The organism is Nucisporomicrobium flavum (genome assembly GCF_016464385.1).
Classification (GTDB): domain Bacteria; phylum Actinomycetota; class Actinomycetes; order Mycobacteriales; family Micromonosporaceae; genus Actinoplanes; species Actinoplanes flavus_A.
On sequence record NZ_JADMLH010000021.1, the window covers coordinates 69,684 to 88,530 of the forward strand.

The following is an 18,847-nucleotide window of genomic DNA, read 5'->3' on the forward strand; positions in this document are numbered from 1 at the left end:
ACTCTGGCACGCGCCCCGGACGCCCTCCACGACGTGCGACGCGGCTCACGGCGCCGACTGGTACGCGCTCGCCTGCAGCGTGAACAGCTGTGCGTAGATCCCGTCCCGGGCCATCAGCGACCGGTGATCCCCCTCCTCGACGAGCTTCCCGTGGTCGAGCACGTAGATCCGGTCCGCCTCCCGCACGCTCGCCATCCGGTGCGTGATCAGCACGACCGTACGGCCGGCCGCCAGCTCCCGCAGCCGCAGGTACACGTCGTGCTCGGCGCGCGCGTCGAGGTTCGCGGTGGGTTCGTCGCAGATGAGCAGCGGCGCGTCGCGGAAGAACGAGCGGCTCACGGCCAGGCGCTGCCACTGCCCGCCCGACAGGTCGGCGCCGTCGGTGAAGTGGCGGGACAGCAGCGTCTCGTACTCGCGGGGCAGCTCCATCACGAACTCGTGGGCGTCGCCGGCCCGGGCCGCCGCCTCGACCTGCGGCATCGCGGCGCTGCTGTCGTACCGTCCGATCGTGATGTTGGTCCGGGCCGAGAACGGCCAGCGGGTCGGCTCCTGCATGACCACCGCCACGCGCCGGCGCACGGACTCCGGGTCGAAGTCGCCGAGGTCGCGGCCGTCCCAGCGGATGTGGCCGGTCTGCGGGCGGTAGAGGCCGGCGAGCAGCCCGGCGAGGGTGGATTTGCCGGACCCGTTCTCGCCGACGAGGGCGATGATCTCCCCACGGCGCAGGGTCATGCTGACGTCGCGTACGGCGGGCCGCTCCGCGTCCGGGTAGCTGAACGTCACGTCGTCGAGGCGGATCTCGGCGAAGCCGGTGGGCGCGCTGCGGCCGGTGACCGCCTCCCGCCGCTCGCGCGAAAGCTCGCAGAACCCCTCGAAGTCGGCGAAGTAGAGGCCCTGTTCGAAAACCCGGTTGGCGCTGTACGCGAGCTCGGTCAGCTTCCCGATCCCCATGTTGATCGCGTACGCGGCGGCGCCTCCGGCGGCGAGATCCATCCGGCCGGTCCACAGCAGCCACAGCAGCACCGCGTACGTGAGCCCGGTGGCGAGCCCGCTGAGCAGGTTGCCGACCAGCGTTGTCCGTACCCGCCGTTCGGAGAGCCGGATCTCCTGCACCGTCGCGGCGGCGAGCAGGCGTCTGATCTCCGCCAGCAGGAACTCGCGTACCGTGAAGGCCCGCAGCTCCGGGGCGGATTCGCGGGCGGCGAGCAGCTCGGCGAGCATCCGCTGCCGCCGCCACACCGCGATGAACCGCAGCACCTGCCGGTATCCGAGCCGGGCCGAGCGGACCGCGGCCCACGCGATCGGTACGACCGCGAGCACGAGCAGCGGCAGCAGCACGGGATGCAGCACCGCGAGCACGCCCGCCGCGGCGACCAGGCCGATGAGGTTCGTGCCGAGCTCGATGGCCCGGTCGACGAGCATCTCGGCGGCGTTGATGCCGCGGTCCCGGGCCCGTTCCATGGCGTCGCGCCAGCTCGGATCGTCGAACGTGGACAGGTCGACGCCGGTGGTGAGCTCCAGCAGCTGCATCTCCGCGGCCTGGAAGACCTTCGGCGTCAACCGCCCGTTCGCCGCGGCGGCCGCCGACCCCAGGGCGCCGCGCAGGGCGACGGACCCGACGAGCAGGAGCAGCGACGGTACGGCGGCCCGTACCCGCTCGGGCGTCGGCCCCTGCTGCAGCAGCCCGTCGAACACCCCGACGACGCTGATCAGCCCGGCGGCGCTGGCGAGCCCGCCGAGCACCTGGAAAACGACGACGGCGGCGGTGCTGCCGGGGCTGGCCCGCCACGCCAGCGACCACGCGGACCGCAGCAGCCGCGGCAGCCGCCGGAACATCCGGCCGAAGCTGGTGTTCGCGGCCTCCTCGGTGCTGGTCAGCCAGTACGGCAGCGCGAGATCGTCCCCTTCGCCGGCGATGTCGGTGGCTGCCTCAGCGCCGGCGTCCTCTTCTCCGGCGGGCTCATCGCGATCCCGCGCGCCCGCCGCGTCCTGCCGGGTGGCGTCCTGCATCAACGGCTCCCGTCCCGAGGGCTCTCAGCCGTTCCTACCTCGCCGCCACGACACGCGTCTATGCGCGCACGGACTCATTCACGCTCAAGCAGTTCCGACAGGCGCGCCGCCTTCGTCTCCCAGCGCCACTCCTGCTCCACCCACGCCCGGCCCGCCGCACCCATCCGCCGCGCCAGCTCCGGATCGGACAGCAGCCCTGCGAGCCGGTCGGCGATCGCGGACACGTCCCGGCCGCCGACCACGTAGCCGGTCTCGCCCTCGCGCACCGCGTCGGGCGCGCCACCCGAATCCCCGGCGAGCACCGGCAGGCCGGTCGCGGACGCCTCCAGGTAGACGATGCCCAGGCCTTCGACGTCGAGCCCGCCGCTGCGCGTGCGGCACGGCATCGCGTAGACGTCGCCCGCCGCGTAGTGCGCCGGCAGCTCCTCCCACGCGACCGAGCCGGTGAAGATCACATCGGCCGCGACACCCTCGGCCCGGGCCAGGGCTTCCAGCTTTTTCCGGTACGGGCCACCGCCGACGATCAGCAGCGCCGCGCCGGGCACCCGGCGCCGGATCTCCGGCAGCGCGCGGATCAGCATGTCCTGGCCCTTGCGCGCCACGAGCCGGGACACGCACACGACCACCGGGCGGTCGCTCAGGCCGTGCCGGGCCCGCACCTCGGCGCCGTCCACCTCGGGGTGGTACGCGTCCACGTCCACGCCCGGCGTGAGGCGTTCCAGCGTGGTGAGGCCGTGCAGGGCCCGGTCGAGGCGTACGCGCTGGAACTCGGTCAGGTAGGTCACGACGTCGTTGCCCCGGGCGAGGCGGCGCAGGAGTTGCCGGGCACCCGGCAGGGCGGCCCAGCCGATCTCGTGCCCGTGGGTCAGCGAGACCGCCCGCTCGATCCCGGCCCGCCGGCGCAGCCCGTCCGCCAGCAACCCCAGCGGCGCGGCGGCACCGAACCACACGCTCTCGCACCCGTACGAGCGGGCCAGCTCGGCGGCGCGCCGGGCCACGGCCGGGGTGGGCAGCAGCACGCCGGTCGGCTCGCGCACCACCTCGAACGGCTGCTCGGCGTCGAACTTCCCGGCGCCCCGCCACGTCGACGCGTACACGACGACGGAGCCGGCGGGCTGCCGCACGGCCAGGTTGTGCACGAACTGCTGGATCCCCCCGGGCCGCGGCGGGAAGTCGTTGGTGACGAGCAACGTGCGAGCCATCACCGCTCACCCCGGCCCGTGTCGGGGGTGACGGGCACCGTTGCAGGCCGGTCCGCGGACCGGTGGGCCGTCACCGCTCACCCCGGGCGTAGGCGCGGGCCGCGGCGATGCGTTCCACGGTGGACGGGTGCGAGGCGGACATCACGTACTCCCAGGCCGGCGGGTCGGGGTCGGACAGGTTCACGGTCCCGAGGCGGCGCTGCATCGCCTCGAACGTCACGGGGTCGCGGGTCAGCTCCAGCGCGTGCGCGTCGGCCCGCGCCTCGACCCGCCGGGAGACGAGCGCCTGCACCGGCCCGCCGACCAGCCCGGCCAGCGTCATCAGGGCGAGGAGCAGCGCGATCGCCCGGGGCTCGCCCATCGAGTCGACGCCGGCCCACCGCAGCAGCCACCCGAGCGACCCGAGCAGGTACAACGCGACGACGGAGGCGGCCGCACCCAGCGCACCGATGATCGTCCCGGTGAGCACGTCGTTGCGTTTCGCATGGCCCAGCTCGTGCGCGGCCACGGACACCACCTCGTCGGGCGTCGCCTCGGTGAGCATCGTGTCGTACACGACGATCCGCCGGGTCGGCCCGAACCCGGAGACGTAGGCGTTCACCGCCCGGGTCCGCCGCGACGCGTCGGCGACGAGCACATCCTTCACGGGTACGCCGTCCCGCGCCGCCACCTGCAACAACTCGGTCCGCAGCGGCCCGGCGGCCATCGGCGTGAACCTGTTGAAGATCGGCTCGACCACCACGGGCAGCACGAACGACAGCAGCACCACCAGCGCCGCCGCCCCGGCCGCCCCGAACGCCCACCACCACCGCGGCGCCAGCCGGGTCACGGCGAAGAACCCGAGCAGCGCCAGGCCACCGAGGACGGCCCCCACCGCGTACGACTTGGCGAGGTCGACGGCCCACCCGCCCCACGTCTGGGTGGAGATCCCGTACCGGACGACCACGGTGTGCCGCCACGCGGCGAACGGCAGGGTCAGCACCTCGACGACGAGCACCACCACGAGGCCACCCAGGACGGCACGAGCGATCCAATGGTCACCGAACGGCCGCCCTGCCAGCGCCACCAGCCGCGCGCCCAACGGCGTGAACCCGAGCACCAGCGCGGCGACCAGCCCGACGGCCATCCCCCCGTACGAGGCGGGCCGCAACGCGGAATGGAACTCCCGGGCCCGGGCGACCTTGTCGGCGGGCAGCAATCCGAGGGCGGCAACCTGATCGGCCCGGGGAGCCGGCGGCCGATGCCACGGAATCGCCACCGCGGCGTAGACGATCAGCCCGACCAGCAGCACACCCAACGTGCAAGCAGCCCACCACCGAGGCGTCACCCGCCCGCCTCCGTCCCGCTCCGTCACCGACAGCCGTGATCGCCCATCCTAGGGCGTGCCCCACGGGCATCCCCGACACCGCCCGCGCCGGCCCACCCGGCCGAAGCCGGCCCAGCTGCCAGGCCGGCCCAGCAGCCAAGCCGGCCCACCGAGCCGCTCGCCGTGATCACATCCGGCCTCCCCGGGACCACCGCACCGCCCGCCGCACCCGGCCCCGCACCCCGATCATGATCACGCCACGTGGCCGTGCCGGCGGAAGAGCGGCACGGAAACCGGCGGCTCGGGCGTCTCCAGGAGCTCCACGTCGAAGCCCGCCTGCTCGAACATCTCGATCGCGCGCAGCTCGCCCGGGGTCAGGTCGGTGATGCCCTCCGGCGTCTCCGCCATCGCCTTGATCAGGCATCCCTCGCATCCGCGCCCCCTACCGGGGCAGCGGCCGCAGTCGATGATCATCACTTCCTCCTCGTGCCGACGGTGGCCCGGCCGCGATCTCGGGGGGAAGAGCTTGTCGCGGACCGACCACCATCGGTGACAATCACGCTATGCGAGGGGTATGACAAAAATCAGCCGCGGGCGAGCCGGCGCAGAAGTGAGTCGGCTCCCATCGGGTACGCACCGTGCCGGCGTACCCCGTCGGCGACCTCGCGGTCCGACGAGATGACCACCAGGGGTCGGCCCCCGGGTTCCGCCCGGACGAGCTGGCGGATGAGCTCGTCGGCGGTGTCGCCCTTGCGGGAGAAGAGCACGCGGACGCCCCGCGGCGACGGTGGCAGGCCGTGGACCCGTTCCGCGCCGTCGAAGACGACCGTGACCTCGTCGCCGGTCTGCGCCGCGATGCCGCCCAGCCCCGTGATCAGGCGTTTCCGCTGCTGCTCCAGCGACATGTCGGCGAAGCCGCGCTTGGTCACGTTGTACCCGTCCACGATCAGGTGCGCGCGCGGCAGGGCGAGCAGCTGGTCCAGGCGGCCGGGGTCGTCGGTGTCCTGCGCGCGGGGACGGGAACGCTCGTGGCCACCGGGACGGTCCGCGGCCGCGTCCGCCACGAAGTCCGCCGGCAGCTTGTCCGCGGGGCCGATCGCCAGTTCGCGGCGCAGCCCGGACGCGGCCTGCCCGATCGTCTCCAGCAGCAGCCAGAGGCGGGCGTCGTCGGCCGCGCGGGCGTCCTTGGCGCTCTGCTTGCCCGAAGCAGCCGCCGCCTCCGCCTCGGACAGGCGCGTGCGCAGCCGCCGTACCTCCGCATCGTGGTCCGCGGCCACCTTGGCCGCGCGGCCCTTCTCGGTGGCCAGCAGATCGCTGGCCCGCTTGTGGGCGGCCTGCGACTCACGCAGCGCGCGAGCGGTCGTCCGGGCTTCCTCCCGCAACTGCCCAAGTTCTTCGCGTACGCGCGAAAGCTCGTCCCGGAGCTTGTCGGCCTCGACCCGCGCGACCGCCCGATCGTGTTCGGCGCGGGCGGCACGCTGCTCGGCATCGCGGACGAGGTTCGCCACGGCGGCGCTGTCGGCCTCGGCGCGCACCGACTCCCCGGCCGCGTCGATCAGCTCGCGCCATCCGGCGGGCCGGGCCAGGTACGCCAGCGCCGCCACCTCGACCGGGTCGGCGGCCGCGGGGGCCATGCCACCGGCGACGGCCGCGCCCAGGTCACCGGCGTCGGCGACGACCCGGCCGCCGATGCGCTGGCGGAAGAGCGGGTCGGCGGCGAGCTGCGCGGCGAGCACCTGGCCACCGAGCCGGGCCCGCCGGTTGGGGGCGAAGCGCGCGACCCGGCGCAGCGCGACCGGGATCTCGTCGCCGGGCAGCCCGGGCAGCGCGGCCGCGGTCAGAACGGTGATCCGTTGCCGGACCGGCTCGGGCAGCGTCGGCTCGGGCTGCCCCCCGTCGTCCGCACCCGGGCCGGCTGCCTCCACCGGGTCCGCACCGAGCGCCGCCACCTCCTCGGAGGGGCGGTCGTCGTGCTCGTACGGCCCGGACATTTTTCCATTCTCCCACCGTGGGCAGCGGAAAAGCTTGTCGAGGCAAGTGATGTTTTCACCGCACCGGCCCCGAGAATGTCGTACCCCGCCTCTAATCTGCCCGCCGTGGTACATCCGGCATACGTGCAGGGCACTCTGGACACCCTCCTGAGTGCCGACGGCTCCGTCGATCCGGCGGCGCTGTCCCTGCGGGACACGACGTTCGTGGTCCTCGACCTGGAGACGACGGGCGGCGCCCCCGACGGCGGCGGCATCACCGAGGTCGGGGCGGTCAAGGTGCGCGGCGGCGAGGAGCTCGGCGTCTTCGGCACCCTGGTCAACCCGGGTGAGCGCATCCCGCCGTTCATCACGGTGCTGACCGGCATCACCGAGGCGATGCTGGCCCCGGCGCCGCCGATCGAGGTCGTGCTGCCCAGCCTGCTGGAGTTCCTGCGCGGGGCGGTGCTCGTCGCCCACAACGCGCCGTACGACGTCGGTTTCCTCAAGGCGGCCTGCGCGCGGCACGGCTACCAGTGGCCGCAGGTGCGGGTGCTGGACACCGCGGCGCTGGCCCGGCGGGCGCTGACCCGCGACGAGGTGCCCAACCGCAAGCTCGGCACGCTCGCGCAGTTCTTCCGCGCCGCGGTGCAGCCCACGCACAGGGCGCTCGACGACGCGAAGGCCACCGTCGACGTGCTGCACGGCCTGATCGAGCGGCTGGGCAGCTACAAGGTGCACACGCTGGGCGACGCGGTGGAGTTCGCCAAGGCGGTCACCCCGGCGCAGCGGCGCAAGCGGCATCTCGCCGACGACCTGCCGCACGCCCCGGGCGTCTACGTGTTCCGGGCCGCCGACGACCGACCGCTCTACGTGGGCACGTCGGTCGACATCGCCACCCGGGTGCGCAGCTACTTCACCGCGAGCGAGAAGCGCGCCCGGATGTCGGAGATGATCGCCGCCGCCACCCGGGTGGAGGCCGTCGAGTGCGCCCATTCGCTGGAGGCCGAGGTGCGTGAGCTGCGGCTCATCGCCTCGCACGCGCCGCCGTACAACCGCCGGTCGAAGTATCCGGAGCGGGTCGTCTGGCTGAAACTGACCACAGAGGCGTACCCGCGGCTCTCGGTGGTCCGCCAGCTCGCCGACGACGGCGCGGCCTACCTGGGGCCGTTCTCGTCACGGCGCACCGCCGAGCTGGCCGCCGCCGGGGTCTACGACGCCCTCCCGGTGCGCCAGTGCACGCACAAGCTCTCGCCCCGCACGGTCACGCCGGCCTGCGCGCTGGCCGAGCTCGGGCGGTGCCCGGCACCCTGCGAGCACAAGATCTCCCCCGAGGAGTACGCGCTGAGAGCCGCGCTGCCCTTTCGCACGGCGACCCACGGCGACCCGGAACCCCTGGTCGAGGCGCTTCTCGCGAGGATCGAGGGGCTGTCGGAGCGGCAGCGTTACGAGGAGGCGGCGGTGATCCGGTCGCGGCTCATCGCTCTGCTGCGCGCCACCGTCCGCATGCAGCGGCTGGGGGCGCTGACCCGGCTCGGTGAGCTGGTGGCGGCGCGGCGCAACGACGCGTACGGATGGGAGATCATCGTGGTCCGGCACGGCCGCCTGGCGGCCGCGGCGACGTCACCGCCGCGCCTGCATCCCCGGCCGACCCTGGATCTCGCGCGGGCGACGGCCGAGACGGTTCTTCCGGGGCCGGGACCGGTCCCGGCGGCGTCGGCCGAGGAGACCGAGCGCATTCTCGCGTGGCTCGAGCGTCCTGACACCCGGCTGGTGGAAACTTCCGGGGACTGGGTGTCACCGGCGCGTGGCGCAGCGCGGTTCACTAGGCTTCTCACCAGGGCGGAAGCCGCCGCGTCGAGAAGAGACTCGTCCGTTCGCTCATCGGTAACTGACCGTTCGGACGACGCTCGCTCGCTTAGGCTGTAGGGCACGCGGCTGCAAAGCCGAGAAATCGGTGGGTTCCGCGCGTACGGTGCAGGGCACGTTGTGCCGGTCGAGTGTGCGGGTCGAGCGTGAGGGGGTGTCCGAGTGGACGTCGACGCCGGCCACGGCGCCGCCCTTGGACGTGCCCTGCCGACCGCGCCCCTGACTCAGCGGCTGCGGTCCTTTCTGAGTTTTCAGGGCAATGACGACGACCCCGTCACCACGCTGACCCGGACCCACCGCGCGATCCACCCCTCGGCCGACGCCGGCGTCCTGCGCCGCAGCTACGCCGTCGCGGAGAACATGCACCGCGGCCAGTTCCGCAAGAGCGGCGACCCGTACATCACCCATCCGCTCGCGGTCGCGCAGATCTGCGCCGAGCTGGGGATGGACACGACCACGCTGGTCGCGGCGCTGCTGCACGACACCGTGGAGGACACCAGCTACACGTTGGAGACCCTGCACGGCGACTTCGGCCCCGAGGTGACCCACCTCGTCGACGGCGTGACGAAGTTCGACAAGGCGTTCTACGGCAAGGCCGCCGAGGCGGAGACGATCCGCAAGATGATCATCGCGGCCGGCAAGGACGTCCGGGTGCTGATCATCAAGCTGGCCGACCGGCTGCACAACATGCGGACGCTCGACGCCCGCTCCCCCGCGTCACGCGCCCGCATCGCCACCGCCACGCTCGACGTGCTCGTGCCGCTCTGCGACCGGCTCGGCATCCAGGCCCTCAAACGCGACCTCGACGACGTGGTGCTGTACCACCTCGAGCCGGATTCGTACCAGCGCATCGACGAGCATGTGCGCAACCGTCCCGGCTGGGACGAGTACCTCGCCGCCGTCTCGGGCCAGGCCCGCACGGCGCTGCGCCGCCAGCGGGTCAGCGCCGAGGTGCGAGTACGCCCCCGGCACTACTACTCGATCTGGAAGGACACGGTCGCGGGCGGCCACGCCGTACCGTTCGACCTGCCCCGCATCGCGGTGATCGTCGACGGCCCGGAGACCGACTGTTACGCCGCGCTCGGCGCGATCCACGGCCAGTGGCGGCCCGTCGCCGGCCGGTTCAAGGACTTCATCGCCTCGCCGAAGAACAACCTGTACCGCTCCCTGCACACCACGGTCACCGGCCCCGAGGGACGTCTGGTCGAGGTGCTGATCCGCACGGTGTCGATGCACCGCTGCGCGGAGTACGGCGTCGCCACCGGCTACCGCTACCCCAAGGCCGACACCGAGTCGCTGCCCGGCACCGACCAGCTCACCTGGCTGAAGCGGGTGCTCGACTGGGAACAGGACACCACGGACGCCGGCCAGTTCCTCGCCTCGCTGCGGTGCGACCTCGCCGAGGGCCAGATCACCGTCTTCGCCAAGGGCCGCATGATCGAGCTGCCGTCCGGCTCGACCCCCGTCGACCTCGCGTACGAGCTGAGCCCCGACAAGGGTGACCAGACGCTCGCCGCGACCATCAACGGCCGGCTGGCGCCGCTGAGCTCGCAGCTCCACGACGGCGACGTCGTGGAGATCTTCACCGAGACGGACGGCCCGGTTCAGGTGGAGCCGGGCGCCGCGCCGCGCGGCCCCCGCAAGGAGTGGCTCGGCTTCGTCAAGTCGACGCAGGCCCAGATGCAGATCAACCGGTACTTCTCCGAGGAGAACGCCCCGGGCATCAGCATCGCCGACAAGGTGCGCCTGGGCCGCGCGACGATCGGCCTGACGTTGCGCAAGCACGACCGCGGCCTGGCCAGCGAGGTCCCGCTGCGGCGGCTCGCGGAGGAGCTCGGCTACCCGGACCTCGAGACGATGCTGGTCGCGGTGACCGAGCGCAACCTCGAGCCGGACCAGGTGGTGGAGCAGCTCATCGCCCTGGTCGACCACCCCGACTGAGCCTGCCGGTGCGGGCCGGACGGACCCCGGCCGAGCGACATCGAGCGTCCCGATAGCCTTGGGGACGTGAAATTTCCCCGGCGGATGCGTGGCGCCGCGTACCAGGCGTTCTACCGGTTGCCGCACGGCGTCCGGCGGCGCATCGTCCGGGTCATCGTGCCCAAGTACCTCGTCGGCGCGGTCTGCATCGTGCGCGACGCCGAGGCCGCCGACCCGGGACGCCTCCTGCTGCTGCGCCAGCCACCGGGCCGCCGCTGGGGCCTGCCGGCGGGTCTGCTGAAGAAGGCGGAGGCCCCGGCCGTGGGCGCCGCCCGCGAGCTGCACGAGGAGTCCGGCGTACGGATCGACCCGGACGACCTCACCCCGGCCGTCCCGAACGCGATCGTGCACCCCAAGGGCTGGGTCGACACCGTCTTCATGGGTACGGTCCCCGCCTCGTCCACCGAGCTCGTCGTCGACGGCGGCGAGGTGCTCGAGGCGGGCTGGTTCTCCCTCGACGACCTCCCCGACCTGACCCCCAACACGGCCATCGTCCTCGGCGTGTACGGCATCGGCCCCCGCGCGGCCCGGCAGACGCCGTGACGGCCCTCGCCGCGGTGATCCTGGCGGCCGGTGAGGGTCAACGGTTGCGCCCGCTCACCACGCTCGTCCCGAAGGCACTCTGCCCGGTCGGCAACGTACCGCTGCTGGACCGCGCGCTGGCCCGGGTCGCCGGCCTCGGCCTCGCCGGACCGGCCACGGTCGCCGTCAACGCCGCGTACCTCGCCGAGCAGATCGTCGCCGCCGTCGGCGAGCGGACCCACCTCTCCGTGGAACCGGACGGCCCGGTGGGCACCTCCGGCGGCATCGGCCGGCTGCGCGACTGGATCGACGGCCGCGGCGTGCTGGTGGGCAACGCCGACGCGTACCTGGCCGACCCGGACCGCAAGCCCGGCGAGGACATCGCGGCCCTCGTGGACGGTTGGGGCGGCGACACCGTACGGATGCTCACCAAGCCCGTACCGCCGGGCGACACGGGCGGCTTCAGCGGCCGCCGGTTCGCGGGCTTCTCGCTGCTGCCGTGGCGGTACGTCCGCACCCTGAGCCCCGAGTTCTCCGACCTGGTCCGCACGGTGTGGCGCCCCGCCGAAGCCGCCGGCGACCTGGAGCTGATCCCCTACGAGGGCGTCTACCTCGACACAGGCACCCCGGCAACGTACCTGGCAGCCAACCTCCACGCGGCCCGCGGCCTGACCGACCCGGCCGCAACGGTGACCGGCCACGCCGAGGAGTCGGTGGTCGGCGCGGGAGCCACGGTGGCGGGCCGGATCACCCGCTGCGTGGTGTGGCCGGGCGCCGAGGTGGCCGCGGACGAAGACCTGACGGATGCGATCCGCGCGGGCACGCACATGACGGTCCCGGCAGCCTGACCCCATCCCGGCGGACGGCCTGACAGGCCACGGCAGGCACGCCCAGCCCCGCCCGCCCAGCCCCGCCCGCCTGGCCCCGCCCGCCTGGCCCCAACGGCCTGGCGCAGCCAGCCCGGCGCCCGCAGCCAGCCCGGCGCCCGCAGCCCGCCGCCGCCCGCAGCCAGCCCGGCGCCCGCGGCCAGACCGCCGCCCGCAGCCCGCCGCCGCCGCAGCCAGTTCGGCACCCGCAGCCAGCCCGCGGCCCGCAGCCAGCCCGCCGCAGCCCGGCACCCGCAGCCAGCCCGCCGTTGGCCGCCCGACCGCCAGCCGCCGTTCACAGCAAGCGCGGAACCCGGCCGCGGCTCCCCGTGGGCGTGCACCGGCCTTCCACCGCTCGCGTCGTCCGCGGCATCGCTAGCATGAACGCGACGCCGACCCCGAGGGAGCCTTCCTTGAACACCGCGATCGTGCACATCGACTGCGTTACCGACTCGATTCCCGAGGTCGCCGAGGCGCTGGCGGCGCTGCCGGGGGTCAGCGAGGTCTATTCGGTCGCCGGGAACGTGGATCTCATCGCGATCGTGCGGGTGCCGCACTTCGACGACATCGCCGAGGTGATCGCCGGGCGGATCTCGAAGACGCCGGGGGTGCTGAACACCGAGTCGCACATCGCGTTCCGGGCGTACTCGCGGCACGACCTGGAGGACGCGTTCGCGATCGGCCTGCCGGACGCCGACTGACGCACGGCCTCGGGCACGCCCAAGCCGGCGACTCGCAAGCACGCAAAGCAGCAACGCCCAAGCCGGCGAAGCGCGGGCACGCAAAAGCCGGCCACCTGCGGGCATGGGCATGCAAAAGCCGGCCGCGTGCGGGTATGGGCATGCAAAAGCCGGCCGCGTGCGGGTATGGGCATGCAAAAGCCGGCCGCGTGCGGGCGCGCACAAGCCGACCACGCGCGCGCACGGGCACGCACAAGCCGGCTGACTCACGGACACGGAAAAGGGGGCCCGAATCGGGCCCCCTTTTGCTCGTCGTGCAGGCTCAGCGCCCGGAGGTGATCTCCTCGCGCTGGTCGCGGCCGGCCACCGGCGGGACCGCCGGGGAGACCGGGGCCTCGACCGGCTTCTCGACCGGGAAGAAGAAGCCCTTCACCGCGGGCGCCAGGGCGCCGAGGCGGTTCATCTTCTTCGGGACGACCCAGCCCGCGTAGTCCAGCGGCAGCGGGTGGCCGTGGTCGTCGACCGGGCCGAGCGGCTGGTGGACCTCGACGAACTGGCCGTTGGGCAGGCGCTTGATGATGCCCGTCTCGGCGCCGTGGGCCAGGACCTCGCGGTCGTGCTGCTGCAGGCCGAGGCAGATGCGGACGGCCAGGTAGTAGGCCAGCGGCGGCAGGATCACCAGGCCGATGCGGCCCGCCCAGGTCATCGCGTTCAGGCTGATGTGGAACTTGTCGGCGATCACGTCGTTGCCGCCGGACAGGGTCGCGATCACGAAGAACGTGAAGGCCATCGCTCCCAGGCCGGTGCGCTCGGGCGCGTCGCGGGGACGCTGGAGGATGTGGTGCGACCGGTAGTCCTTGGTGCGCCGCGCCTCGATCCAGGGGTAGAACATGGGCACCGTGGTCAGCGCGCCGAGGCCGACGACCGCGGGCCAGAACAGCGGCGGGATCACGTAGCCGTCGCCGATCGGGATGTCGATCTGCCACGCCGGCATGAGCCGGACCAGGCCGTCCATGAACATGACGTACCAGTCGGGCTGGCTGGCCGAGGAGACCTCGGAGGCACGGTACGGCCCGAACAGCCAGATCGGGTTGATCTGGAACAGGCCGGCGAGCAGGCAGATCACGCCGAAGACGGTCATGAAGAAGCCGCCCTGCTTGAGCGCGTACCGCGGGAACATGCGCTCGCCCACCACGTTGGAGTTGGTCCGGCCGGGGCCGGGCCACTGGGTGTGCTTCTGCTTGAAGACCAGGCCCAGGTGGACGCTGATCAGCGCCAGCAGGCCGCCCGGGATGAGCAGCACGTGCGCGATGTAGAAGCGCCCGATGATCAGCTCGCCGGGGAACTCGCCGCCGAAGATCGACGCGGAGAGCCAGGTGCCCACCACCGGGATGGAGAGCATGATCGCCGAGGCGATCCGCAGGCCGGTGCCGGAGAGGCCGTCGTCCGGGAGCGAGTAGCCGGTGAAGCCGGCCAGGAAGCCCAGCAGGAACAGCGCGATGCCGATGGCCCAGTTGGCCTCACGCGGCTTGCGGAACGCGCCGGTGAAGAAGACGCGCGCCATGTGCACCACGATCGACGCCATGAACAGCAGCGCCGCCCAGTGGTGCATCTGCCGCATGAACAGACCGCCGCGCACCTCGAACGACAGGCGCAGGGAGGACTCGTACGCCGCGGACATCTCCGTGCCGCGCAGCGCCGGGTAGGCACCCTCGTACGCCACTTCCTTCATCGACGGGTCGAAGAAGAGCGTCAGGAACACGCCGCTGAGCAGCAGCACGATGAAGGAGAAGAGGGCGATCTCCCCGAGCAGGAACGACCAGTGGTCGGGGAAGACCTTGTTGAGGAGGCCACGCAGCGGGGTGGCGACCTGAAGGCGTTCGTCGACGCCCTTGGCCGTTTTGCCCGGTACGGAGGCCAGGTCGAACTTTCGGCGCTTCACGGCCGCTCCCAGAAGTCAGGCCCGATGGTCTCGCGGTAATCCGACGCTGCCACAAGGAAGCCCTCGGCGTCCACCGTGATGGGGAGCATGGGCAGGCGGCGGCTGGCCGGTCCGAAGATGGGGCGGGCGTTCTCCGTGATGAGGAACTGGGACTGGTGGCACGGGCAGAGGAGCCGGTTGGTCTGCTGCTCGTACAGGCTGGCGGGGCAGCCGGCGTGGGTGCAGATCTTCGAGAACGCGACGTAGTTGCCCCACATCGCGCCCTTGTTGCGCTCGTCGCTCTCCGCGGCCTTGCGGGCCACCTCCGCGTCACCGGCGCGCAGGTGGATGAGCAGGGTCGGCGAGTCGGCGAACTCGTTGGTCGCGCCCCCGGGGATGCCCGGGAAGACCGTGATCTGGCCGCCGACGCTGACGTCCTCGGGCCGGACCCCGGTGCCGTCCTCACGGGTGAGCCGGACCGGCTTGCCCTCGTTGAGGTCGGCGTTGAAGCCGGTGTTGAACATCGGCGACTTCTCGCCCCGGTCGGGCTTGTGCGGGCTCTTGATCAGACCGCCGACCAGCGGGGCCGCGGCGACCAGGCCGAGCGGCGCCAGGCCCAGCAGGACCGCGCCCCTCAGCAGCGGACGGCGCTGGACGCCCAGCTCGTCGACCATGAAGAGCGCCGTCTGGCCGGTGATCTGCCGGTCCTCGTCGGTGGACATCGCCTCGTGGCGGTCCTGGATCGAGACCTCGTGCGGCAGCAGCTTCTTGGCCCAGGAGAGGATGCCGAAGCCGACCGCCAGCAGCGCCAGGCCGAGCGAGATGCCCAGGATCGGCGTGTAGTAGTCGCTGTTCGTGTGACCCAGCTCGAACTCCCACGGCCACCAGATGTAGGCGACCAGGAAGACCAGACCCAGGAGCCCGGCGAGCAGGAACAGCAGTGCGATGGCCCGCTCGACGCGCTTCTCGGCCTTGGTGTTCGGGCCGGCGAACTGCGACTCGTACGTGACGATCTCGATGTCGTCGCGCCGCGCGCCTTCCTTGACGATCTCGAAGCGCGACAGCCGGGGATCGCTCAGGTCCACCGGCTTGCGGCCGGACCCGTGCTGATCGTCCTTGGTCACCGTCATGACTTCCCCGCAATCCACAGCGCTGCGAACACCAGGAGGGTGATGCCGACCAGGAAGATGGCCAGGCCCTCGGTGACCGGACCGTACCGGCCGAGGTTGAACAGGCCGCCCGGGTCCTTGTCCTGCTGGAGCTGCTGCGTGACGTACGTGATGATCTCGCGCTTCTGCTCCGGGGTGATCTCGTTGTCCCCGAACACCGGCATGTTCTGCGGGCCGGTCAGCATGGCCGCGTAGATCTCCTGCTCGGTGGCACCGTGCAGGCTCGGCGCGTACTTGCCGGAGGACAGTGCGCCGCCCGCGCCGCCGAAGCTGTGGCACGAGGTGCAGTTGATCCGGAAGAGCTCACCGCCGCGGGCCAGCGCCTCAGGGTTCTGCTTCAGGTCCTCGGTCAGCGAGCCGCTGGGCAGCTGCGGGCCGCCGCCGATCTCCTGGACGTACTGGCCGAGCTGCTTGACCTGGTCCTGGTTGAACTGCGGCGTCTTGCGCTCCGCCTGGGCCTCCTGGCGGGTCATCGGCATGCGGCCGGTGCCGACCTGGAATTCCACGGAGGCGGAGCCGACGCCGATCAGCGTGGGACCGCGACCCTCGACACCCTCGGCGTTACGGCCGTGGCAGCTGATGCAGCTGTTGTCGAAGAGCGCCTTGCCCTCCTGGGCGGCGGCGGAGAGCGGCCGGTTGTCCTCGGCGAGCGCACCCGGCGCGAAGGCGGTGTACACGCCTCCGGCCAGCGCGAGGGCGGCGACCATGCGGACCGCGGCGCCGAAGCGCCGGCGCGCCCGGCTCGGCGCGGACCTCCGCCGGTTGAACACCCGGAGACGCCGTCCGGCGGGGGTGTCAGAAGTCATGGGTTGTGTCCCTCTGGGTCTTGACCTGTACTCACGGACGGCGGCGGGACTTCACTGCAGCCAATAGATCATGGCGAACAGCGCGATCCACACGATGTCGACGAAGTGCCAGTAGTACGACACGACGATGGCCGAGGTGGCCTGCGCCGGCGTGAACCGGCCCATGGTCGTGCGGATCATGTAGACGATGAAGGCGATGAGACCGCCCGTGACGTGCAGGCCGTGGAACCCGGTGGTCAGGTAGAACATCGACCCGTAGCCGTCACCGTTGATCTTCACGCCCTCCTCGACCAGGTGGCGGTACTCGTTCGCCTGGCCGAGCACGAAGATCAGGCCCATGACGAAGGTGATCGTGAACCAGCGCCGCAGCGCGAACACGTCACCCTTCTCCGCCGCGAAGACGCCGAGCTGGCAGGTGACCGAGGACAGCACCAGGATCACCGTGAACGTCGTCGCGTACGGGATCTTGAGAACCTCGGTGTGCTTCTCCCACATGCTGTAGTCCGCCGCGCGGATGGCGAAGTACATGGCGAACAACGCCGCGAAGAACATGAGTTCGCTGGAGAGCCACACGATGGTCCCCACGCTGACCATGTTGGGTCGGGTCAGCGAGTGGATCCGGCTCTTGTCGATGGCTGCCGCTGTCACGGGCTCATTATTGCCCCGCGATCACCTCAACATGTCGCGGGGGGCCCAATCCGTCCTGTGTCGCCGCCCGGTAGAACGCGCGGCACCCCGGTGGGCCTAGCCTCGAATGGTGCAGCTCGCCGAATCGCCCTCCTCCGTCATGGCGGCGGGGGATACTGCTCCCCCGCCGTTCAGCGTCGCCCAGATCTTCACCGAGATCCGGCTGACCAGCCTGATCGCCCTCTTCCTGCTGATCGGGGCGGCCGTCTACCTGTACGGCGTGCACCGGCTCAGACAGCGCGGGGACCACTGGCCGGCCGGGCGTACGGTGGCGTTCATCGTGGGCGGGCTCGGTTCCATCGCCGCGGTCACGGTCACCGGCATCGAGGCGTACGACACGACCTTGATCAGCGTGCACATGGTGCAACACATGGTGCTGTCCATGGTGGGCCCGATCTTCCTGGCGCTCGGCGCCCCGGTCACGCTCGCCCTGCGCACCCTGCCGCTGAAGAACCGCAAGGTGCTGCTGGCGTTCCTGCACAGCCGGGTGGTCGGCGTCCTGACGTTCCCGCTGGTCGCGTTCGGGTTGTTCATCGCGAACCCGTTCGTCCTGTACTTCACGGGCCTGTACCGCGCGACCCTCGAGCACGCGTGGCTGCACGAGTTCATCCACGTGCACTTCATTGTCACGGGATGTCTGTTCTTCTGGCCGCTGCTGGGCCTGGACCCGCTGCCGAACAGGTGGCCGTACCCGGCCCGCGCCCTGCTCATGGTGCTCTCCGTGCCGTTCCACACGGTGCTCGGCCTGACGATCATGCAGAGCAAGACGCTGCTCGGCGGCGACTGGTACCCGAACCTGCACCTGAGCTGGATCAGCCCGGAGCAGGACCAGGTCACCGCGGGCGGCATCCTCTGGGCCGGCGGGGAGATCGTCAGCGTCACGATGCTCGGCATCCTGGTCCTGCAGTGGATCAAGCAGTCCGAACGCGAGGCCAAGCGGATCGACCGCGCGCTCGACCGGGCGGAGGCCGAGGACCGCGCGCAGGCCGCGGCCCCGGCGGCGCCGGCCGCGAGCAAGATCACAACCGAGAGTCCGACGGTACGACCACAGCCCGACGCCGACTGAGGTGTTGGGTACGATCAGCGGGCACCTACGAGCGTGGGAACCAGGGCCGTCCGACCGCCCCACCCGCCACACATGACCGGACCAAAGGCCCTTCCGACCGCCCCACCCGCCACCCACGACCGGACCAAAGGCCCTTCCGACCGCCCCACCCGCCACCCATGACCGGACTAAAGGCGTAATCATGAGCGACGACAGCAAGCCCAAGCCGGACAAGTACACGGTCCTGCTGTACAGCGACGACCTCGCGGTCCGCGACAAGATCCGGCTGGCGATCGGCGTACGCCCCGCGGCCGACCTGAGCGTGGAGTTCGTGGACGCCTCCACCTGGGAGGAGTGCCGACGCCTGCTCGACGACTACGAGATCGACCTCATGGTCCTCGACGGCGAGGCGACCCCGGCCGGCGGCCTCGGCATCGCCCGCCAGACCAAGGACGAGTACGCCGACCCCCCGCCCACCTGCGTCGTGCTCGCCCGCGCCGCGGACCGGTGGCTGGCCGCGTACGCCCAGGTCGACCACACGCTGTTCTACCCGCTGGACCCGGTCACCACGGGCCAGTCGGTGGCCGGCATGCTGCGGGCCCGCCGCGACGGCCAGGTTCCGCTGGGCACCCTCGGCACGCTGGGCTGACCGGCACCCGTGGATCGGCGCGCGGCCGGCCGCGCCGGCCGCCCCCGGCGGCTCCCCCGCAGCCCCGCACGGGCCGCGGTGACCGACCGAGCCGGGCCCTCGCAGGGGCCTTGCGCGCGATCGGGCCGGGCGTGACCCGGCATCGCTTGAGCACGGATCCTTCCGCAC

General features: G+C 72.1%; 16 protein-coding genes. 7 read left to right on the plus strand and 9 right to left on the minus strand.

Annotated features, from left to right (window positions below; all coding sequences use genetic code 11):
- Positions 1-45 precede the first annotated feature (45 nt).
- From IT780_RS34850 to IT780_RS34870, 5 genes are all read right to left on the minus strand, one after another.
- A complete protein-coding gene (locus tag IT780_RS34850) occupies positions 46-2,010 on the minus strand; it encodes an ABC transporter ATP-binding protein (RefSeq protein WP_199516099.1) in 1,965 nt (654 codons plus the stop codon).
- A gap of 74 nt (positions 2,011-2,084) precedes the next feature.
- On the minus strand, positions 2,085-3,212 hold the full coding sequence (locus tag IT780_RS34855; protein WP_199516100.1) for a glycosyltransferase family 4 protein: 1,128 nt from the start codon (positions 3,210-3,212) through the stop codon (positions 2,085-2,087).
- Between the two features lie 70 nt (positions 3,213-3,282).
- A complete protein-coding gene (locus IT780_RS34860; RefSeq protein ID WP_199516101.1) occupies positions 3,283-4,539 on the minus strand; it encodes a M48 family metallopeptidase in 1,257 nt (418 codons plus the stop codon).
- A 231-nt stretch (positions 4,540-4,770) separates the two neighbouring features.
- Positions 4,771-4,926, minus strand: coding sequence for a hypothetical protein (locus tag IT780_RS34865; RefSeq protein WP_307831531.1), 156 nt, complete (start codon positions 4,924-4,926; stop codon positions 4,771-4,773).
- A 176-nt stretch (positions 4,927-5,102) separates the two neighbouring features.
- The gene (locus IT780_RS34870) at positions 5,103-6,509 is read right to left on the minus strand and encodes an NYN domain-containing protein (RefSeq protein ID WP_199516103.1); all 1,407 of its coding nucleotides are present in this window, start codon (positions 6,507-6,509) and stop codon (positions 5,103-5,105) included.
- A 75-nt stretch (positions 6,510-6,584) separates the two neighbouring features.
- Between IT780_RS34870 and IT780_RS34875 the strand changes: the two genes are divergently transcribed.
- The 5 genes from IT780_RS34875 to IT780_RS34895 all read left to right on the plus strand — a co-directional run bounded on the left by IT780_RS34875 (position 6,585) and on the right by IT780_RS34895 (position 12,423).
- Positions 6,585-8,414, plus strand: a complete 1,830-nt coding sequence (locus IT780_RS34875) for a DEDD exonuclease domain-containing protein (RefSeq protein ID WP_199516104.1) — start codon at positions 6,585-6,587, stop codon at positions 8,412-8,414.
- Between the two features lie 102 nt (positions 8,415-8,516).
- On the plus strand, positions 8,517-10,295 hold the full coding sequence (locus IT780_RS34880; protein WP_199516105.1) for a RelA/SpoT family protein: 1,779 nt from the start codon (positions 8,517-8,519) through the stop codon (positions 10,293-10,295).
- 84 nt (positions 10,296-10,379) lie between these two features.
- Positions 10,380-10,877, plus strand: coding sequence for an NUDIX domain-containing protein (locus IT780_RS34885; RefSeq protein ID WP_199516166.1), 498 nt, complete (start codon positions 10,380-10,382; stop codon positions 10,875-10,877).
- Entirely contained in the window at positions 10,874-11,704 is an 831-nt protein-coding gene (locus IT780_RS34890) for an NTP transferase domain-containing protein (protein ID WP_199516106.1), read from the plus strand. The genes IT780_RS34885 and IT780_RS34890 overlap by 4 nt, the downstream gene beginning before the upstream one ends.
- A gap of 431 nt (positions 11,705-12,135) precedes the next feature.
- Entirely contained in the window at positions 12,136-12,423 is a 288-nt protein-coding gene (locus tag IT780_RS34895; protein WP_199516107.1) for an Lrp/AsnC family transcriptional regulator, read from the plus strand.
- A 301-nt stretch (positions 12,424-12,724) separates the two neighbouring features.
- Here the strand turns inward: IT780_RS34895 and qcrB are convergent, their stop codons facing one another.
- From qcrB to ctaE, 4 genes are read right to left on the minus strand one after another with little or no spacing between them, the layout of a single operon-like run.
- A complete protein-coding gene (gene qcrB / locus IT780_RS34900; RefSeq protein WP_199516108.1) occupies positions 12,725-14,344 on the minus strand; it encodes a cytochrome bc1 complex cytochrome b subunit in 1,620 nt (539 codons plus the stop codon).
- Positions 14,341-15,453, minus strand: a complete 1,113-nt coding sequence (qcrA, locus tag IT780_RS34905) for a cytochrome bc1 complex Rieske iron-sulfur subunit (protein WP_199516109.1) — start codon at positions 15,451-15,453, stop codon at positions 14,341-14,343. The genes qcrB and qcrA overlap by 4 nt, the downstream gene beginning before the upstream one ends.
- Entirely contained in the window at positions 15,450-16,298 is an 849-nt protein-coding gene (qcrC, locus tag IT780_RS34910) for a cytochrome bc1 complex diheme cytochrome c subunit (protein ID WP_199516110.1), read from the minus strand. The genes qcrA and qcrC overlap by 4 nt, the downstream gene beginning before the upstream one ends.
- Before the next feature lie 51 nt (positions 16,299-16,349).
- Positions 16,350-16,946, minus strand: coding sequence for an aa3-type cytochrome oxidase subunit III (ctaE, locus tag IT780_RS34915; RefSeq protein WP_199516111.1), 597 nt, complete (start codon positions 16,944-16,946; stop codon positions 16,350-16,352).
- 106 nt (positions 16,947-17,052) lie between these two features.
- Here ctaE and IT780_RS34920 point away from each other — a divergent pair, with 106 nt between their 5' ends.
- The gene (locus IT780_RS34920) at positions 17,053-18,051 is read left to right on the plus strand and encodes a cytochrome c oxidase assembly protein (protein WP_199516112.1); all 999 of its coding nucleotides are present in this window, start codon (positions 17,053-17,055) and stop codon (positions 18,049-18,051) included.
- A 181-nt stretch (positions 18,052-18,232) separates the two neighbouring features.
- A complete protein-coding gene (locus IT780_RS34925; RefSeq protein ID WP_199516113.1) occupies positions 18,233-18,679 on the plus strand; it encodes a hypothetical protein in 447 nt (148 codons plus the stop codon).
- Positions 18,680-18,847: the final 168 nt, after the last annotated feature.

Excerpts from the sequence above, each read along its gene's own strand:
- IT780_RS34855 (WP_199516100.1), bottom strand. The coding sequence starts at position 3,212 with ATGGCTCGCACGTTGCTCGTCACCAACGACTTCCCGCCGCGGCCCGGG.
- IT780_RS34850 (WP_199516099.1), bottom strand. The coding sequence starts at position 2,010 with ATGCAGGACGCCACCCGGCAGGACGCGGCGGGCGCGCGGGATCGCGAT.
- IT780_RS34885 (WP_199516166.1), top strand. The coding sequence starts at position 10,380 with ATGCGTGGCGCCGCGTACCAGGCGTTCTACCGGTTGCCGCACGGCGTC.
- qcrA (WP_199516109.1), bottom strand. The coding sequence starts at position 15,453 with ATGACGGTGACCAAGGACGATCAGCACGGGTCCGGCCGCAAGCCGGTG.
- IT780_RS34865 (WP_307831531.1), bottom strand. The coding sequence starts at position 4,926 with ATGGCGGAGACGCCGGAGGGCATCACCGACCTGACCCCGGGCGAGCTG.
- IT780_RS34875 (WP_199516104.1), top strand. The coding sequence starts at position 6,585 with ATGTCGTACCCCGCCTCTAATCTGCCCGCCGTGGTACATCCGGCATAC.
- IT780_RS34920 (WP_199516112.1), top strand. The coding sequence starts at position 17,053 with ATGGTGCAGCTCGCCGAATCGCCCTCCTCCGTCATGGCGGCGGGGGAT.
- IT780_RS34925 (WP_199516113.1), top strand. The coding sequence starts at position 18,233 with ATGAGCGACGACAGCAAGCCCAAGCCGGACAAGTACACGGTCCTGCTG.
- IT780_RS34870 (WP_199516103.1), bottom strand. The coding sequence starts at position 6,509 with ATGTCCGGGCCGTACGAGCACGACGACCGCCCCTCCGAGGAGGTGGCG.
- qcrC (WP_199516110.1), bottom strand. The coding sequence starts at position 16,298 with ATGACTTCTGACACCCCCGCCGGACGGCGTCTCCGGGTGTTCAACCGG.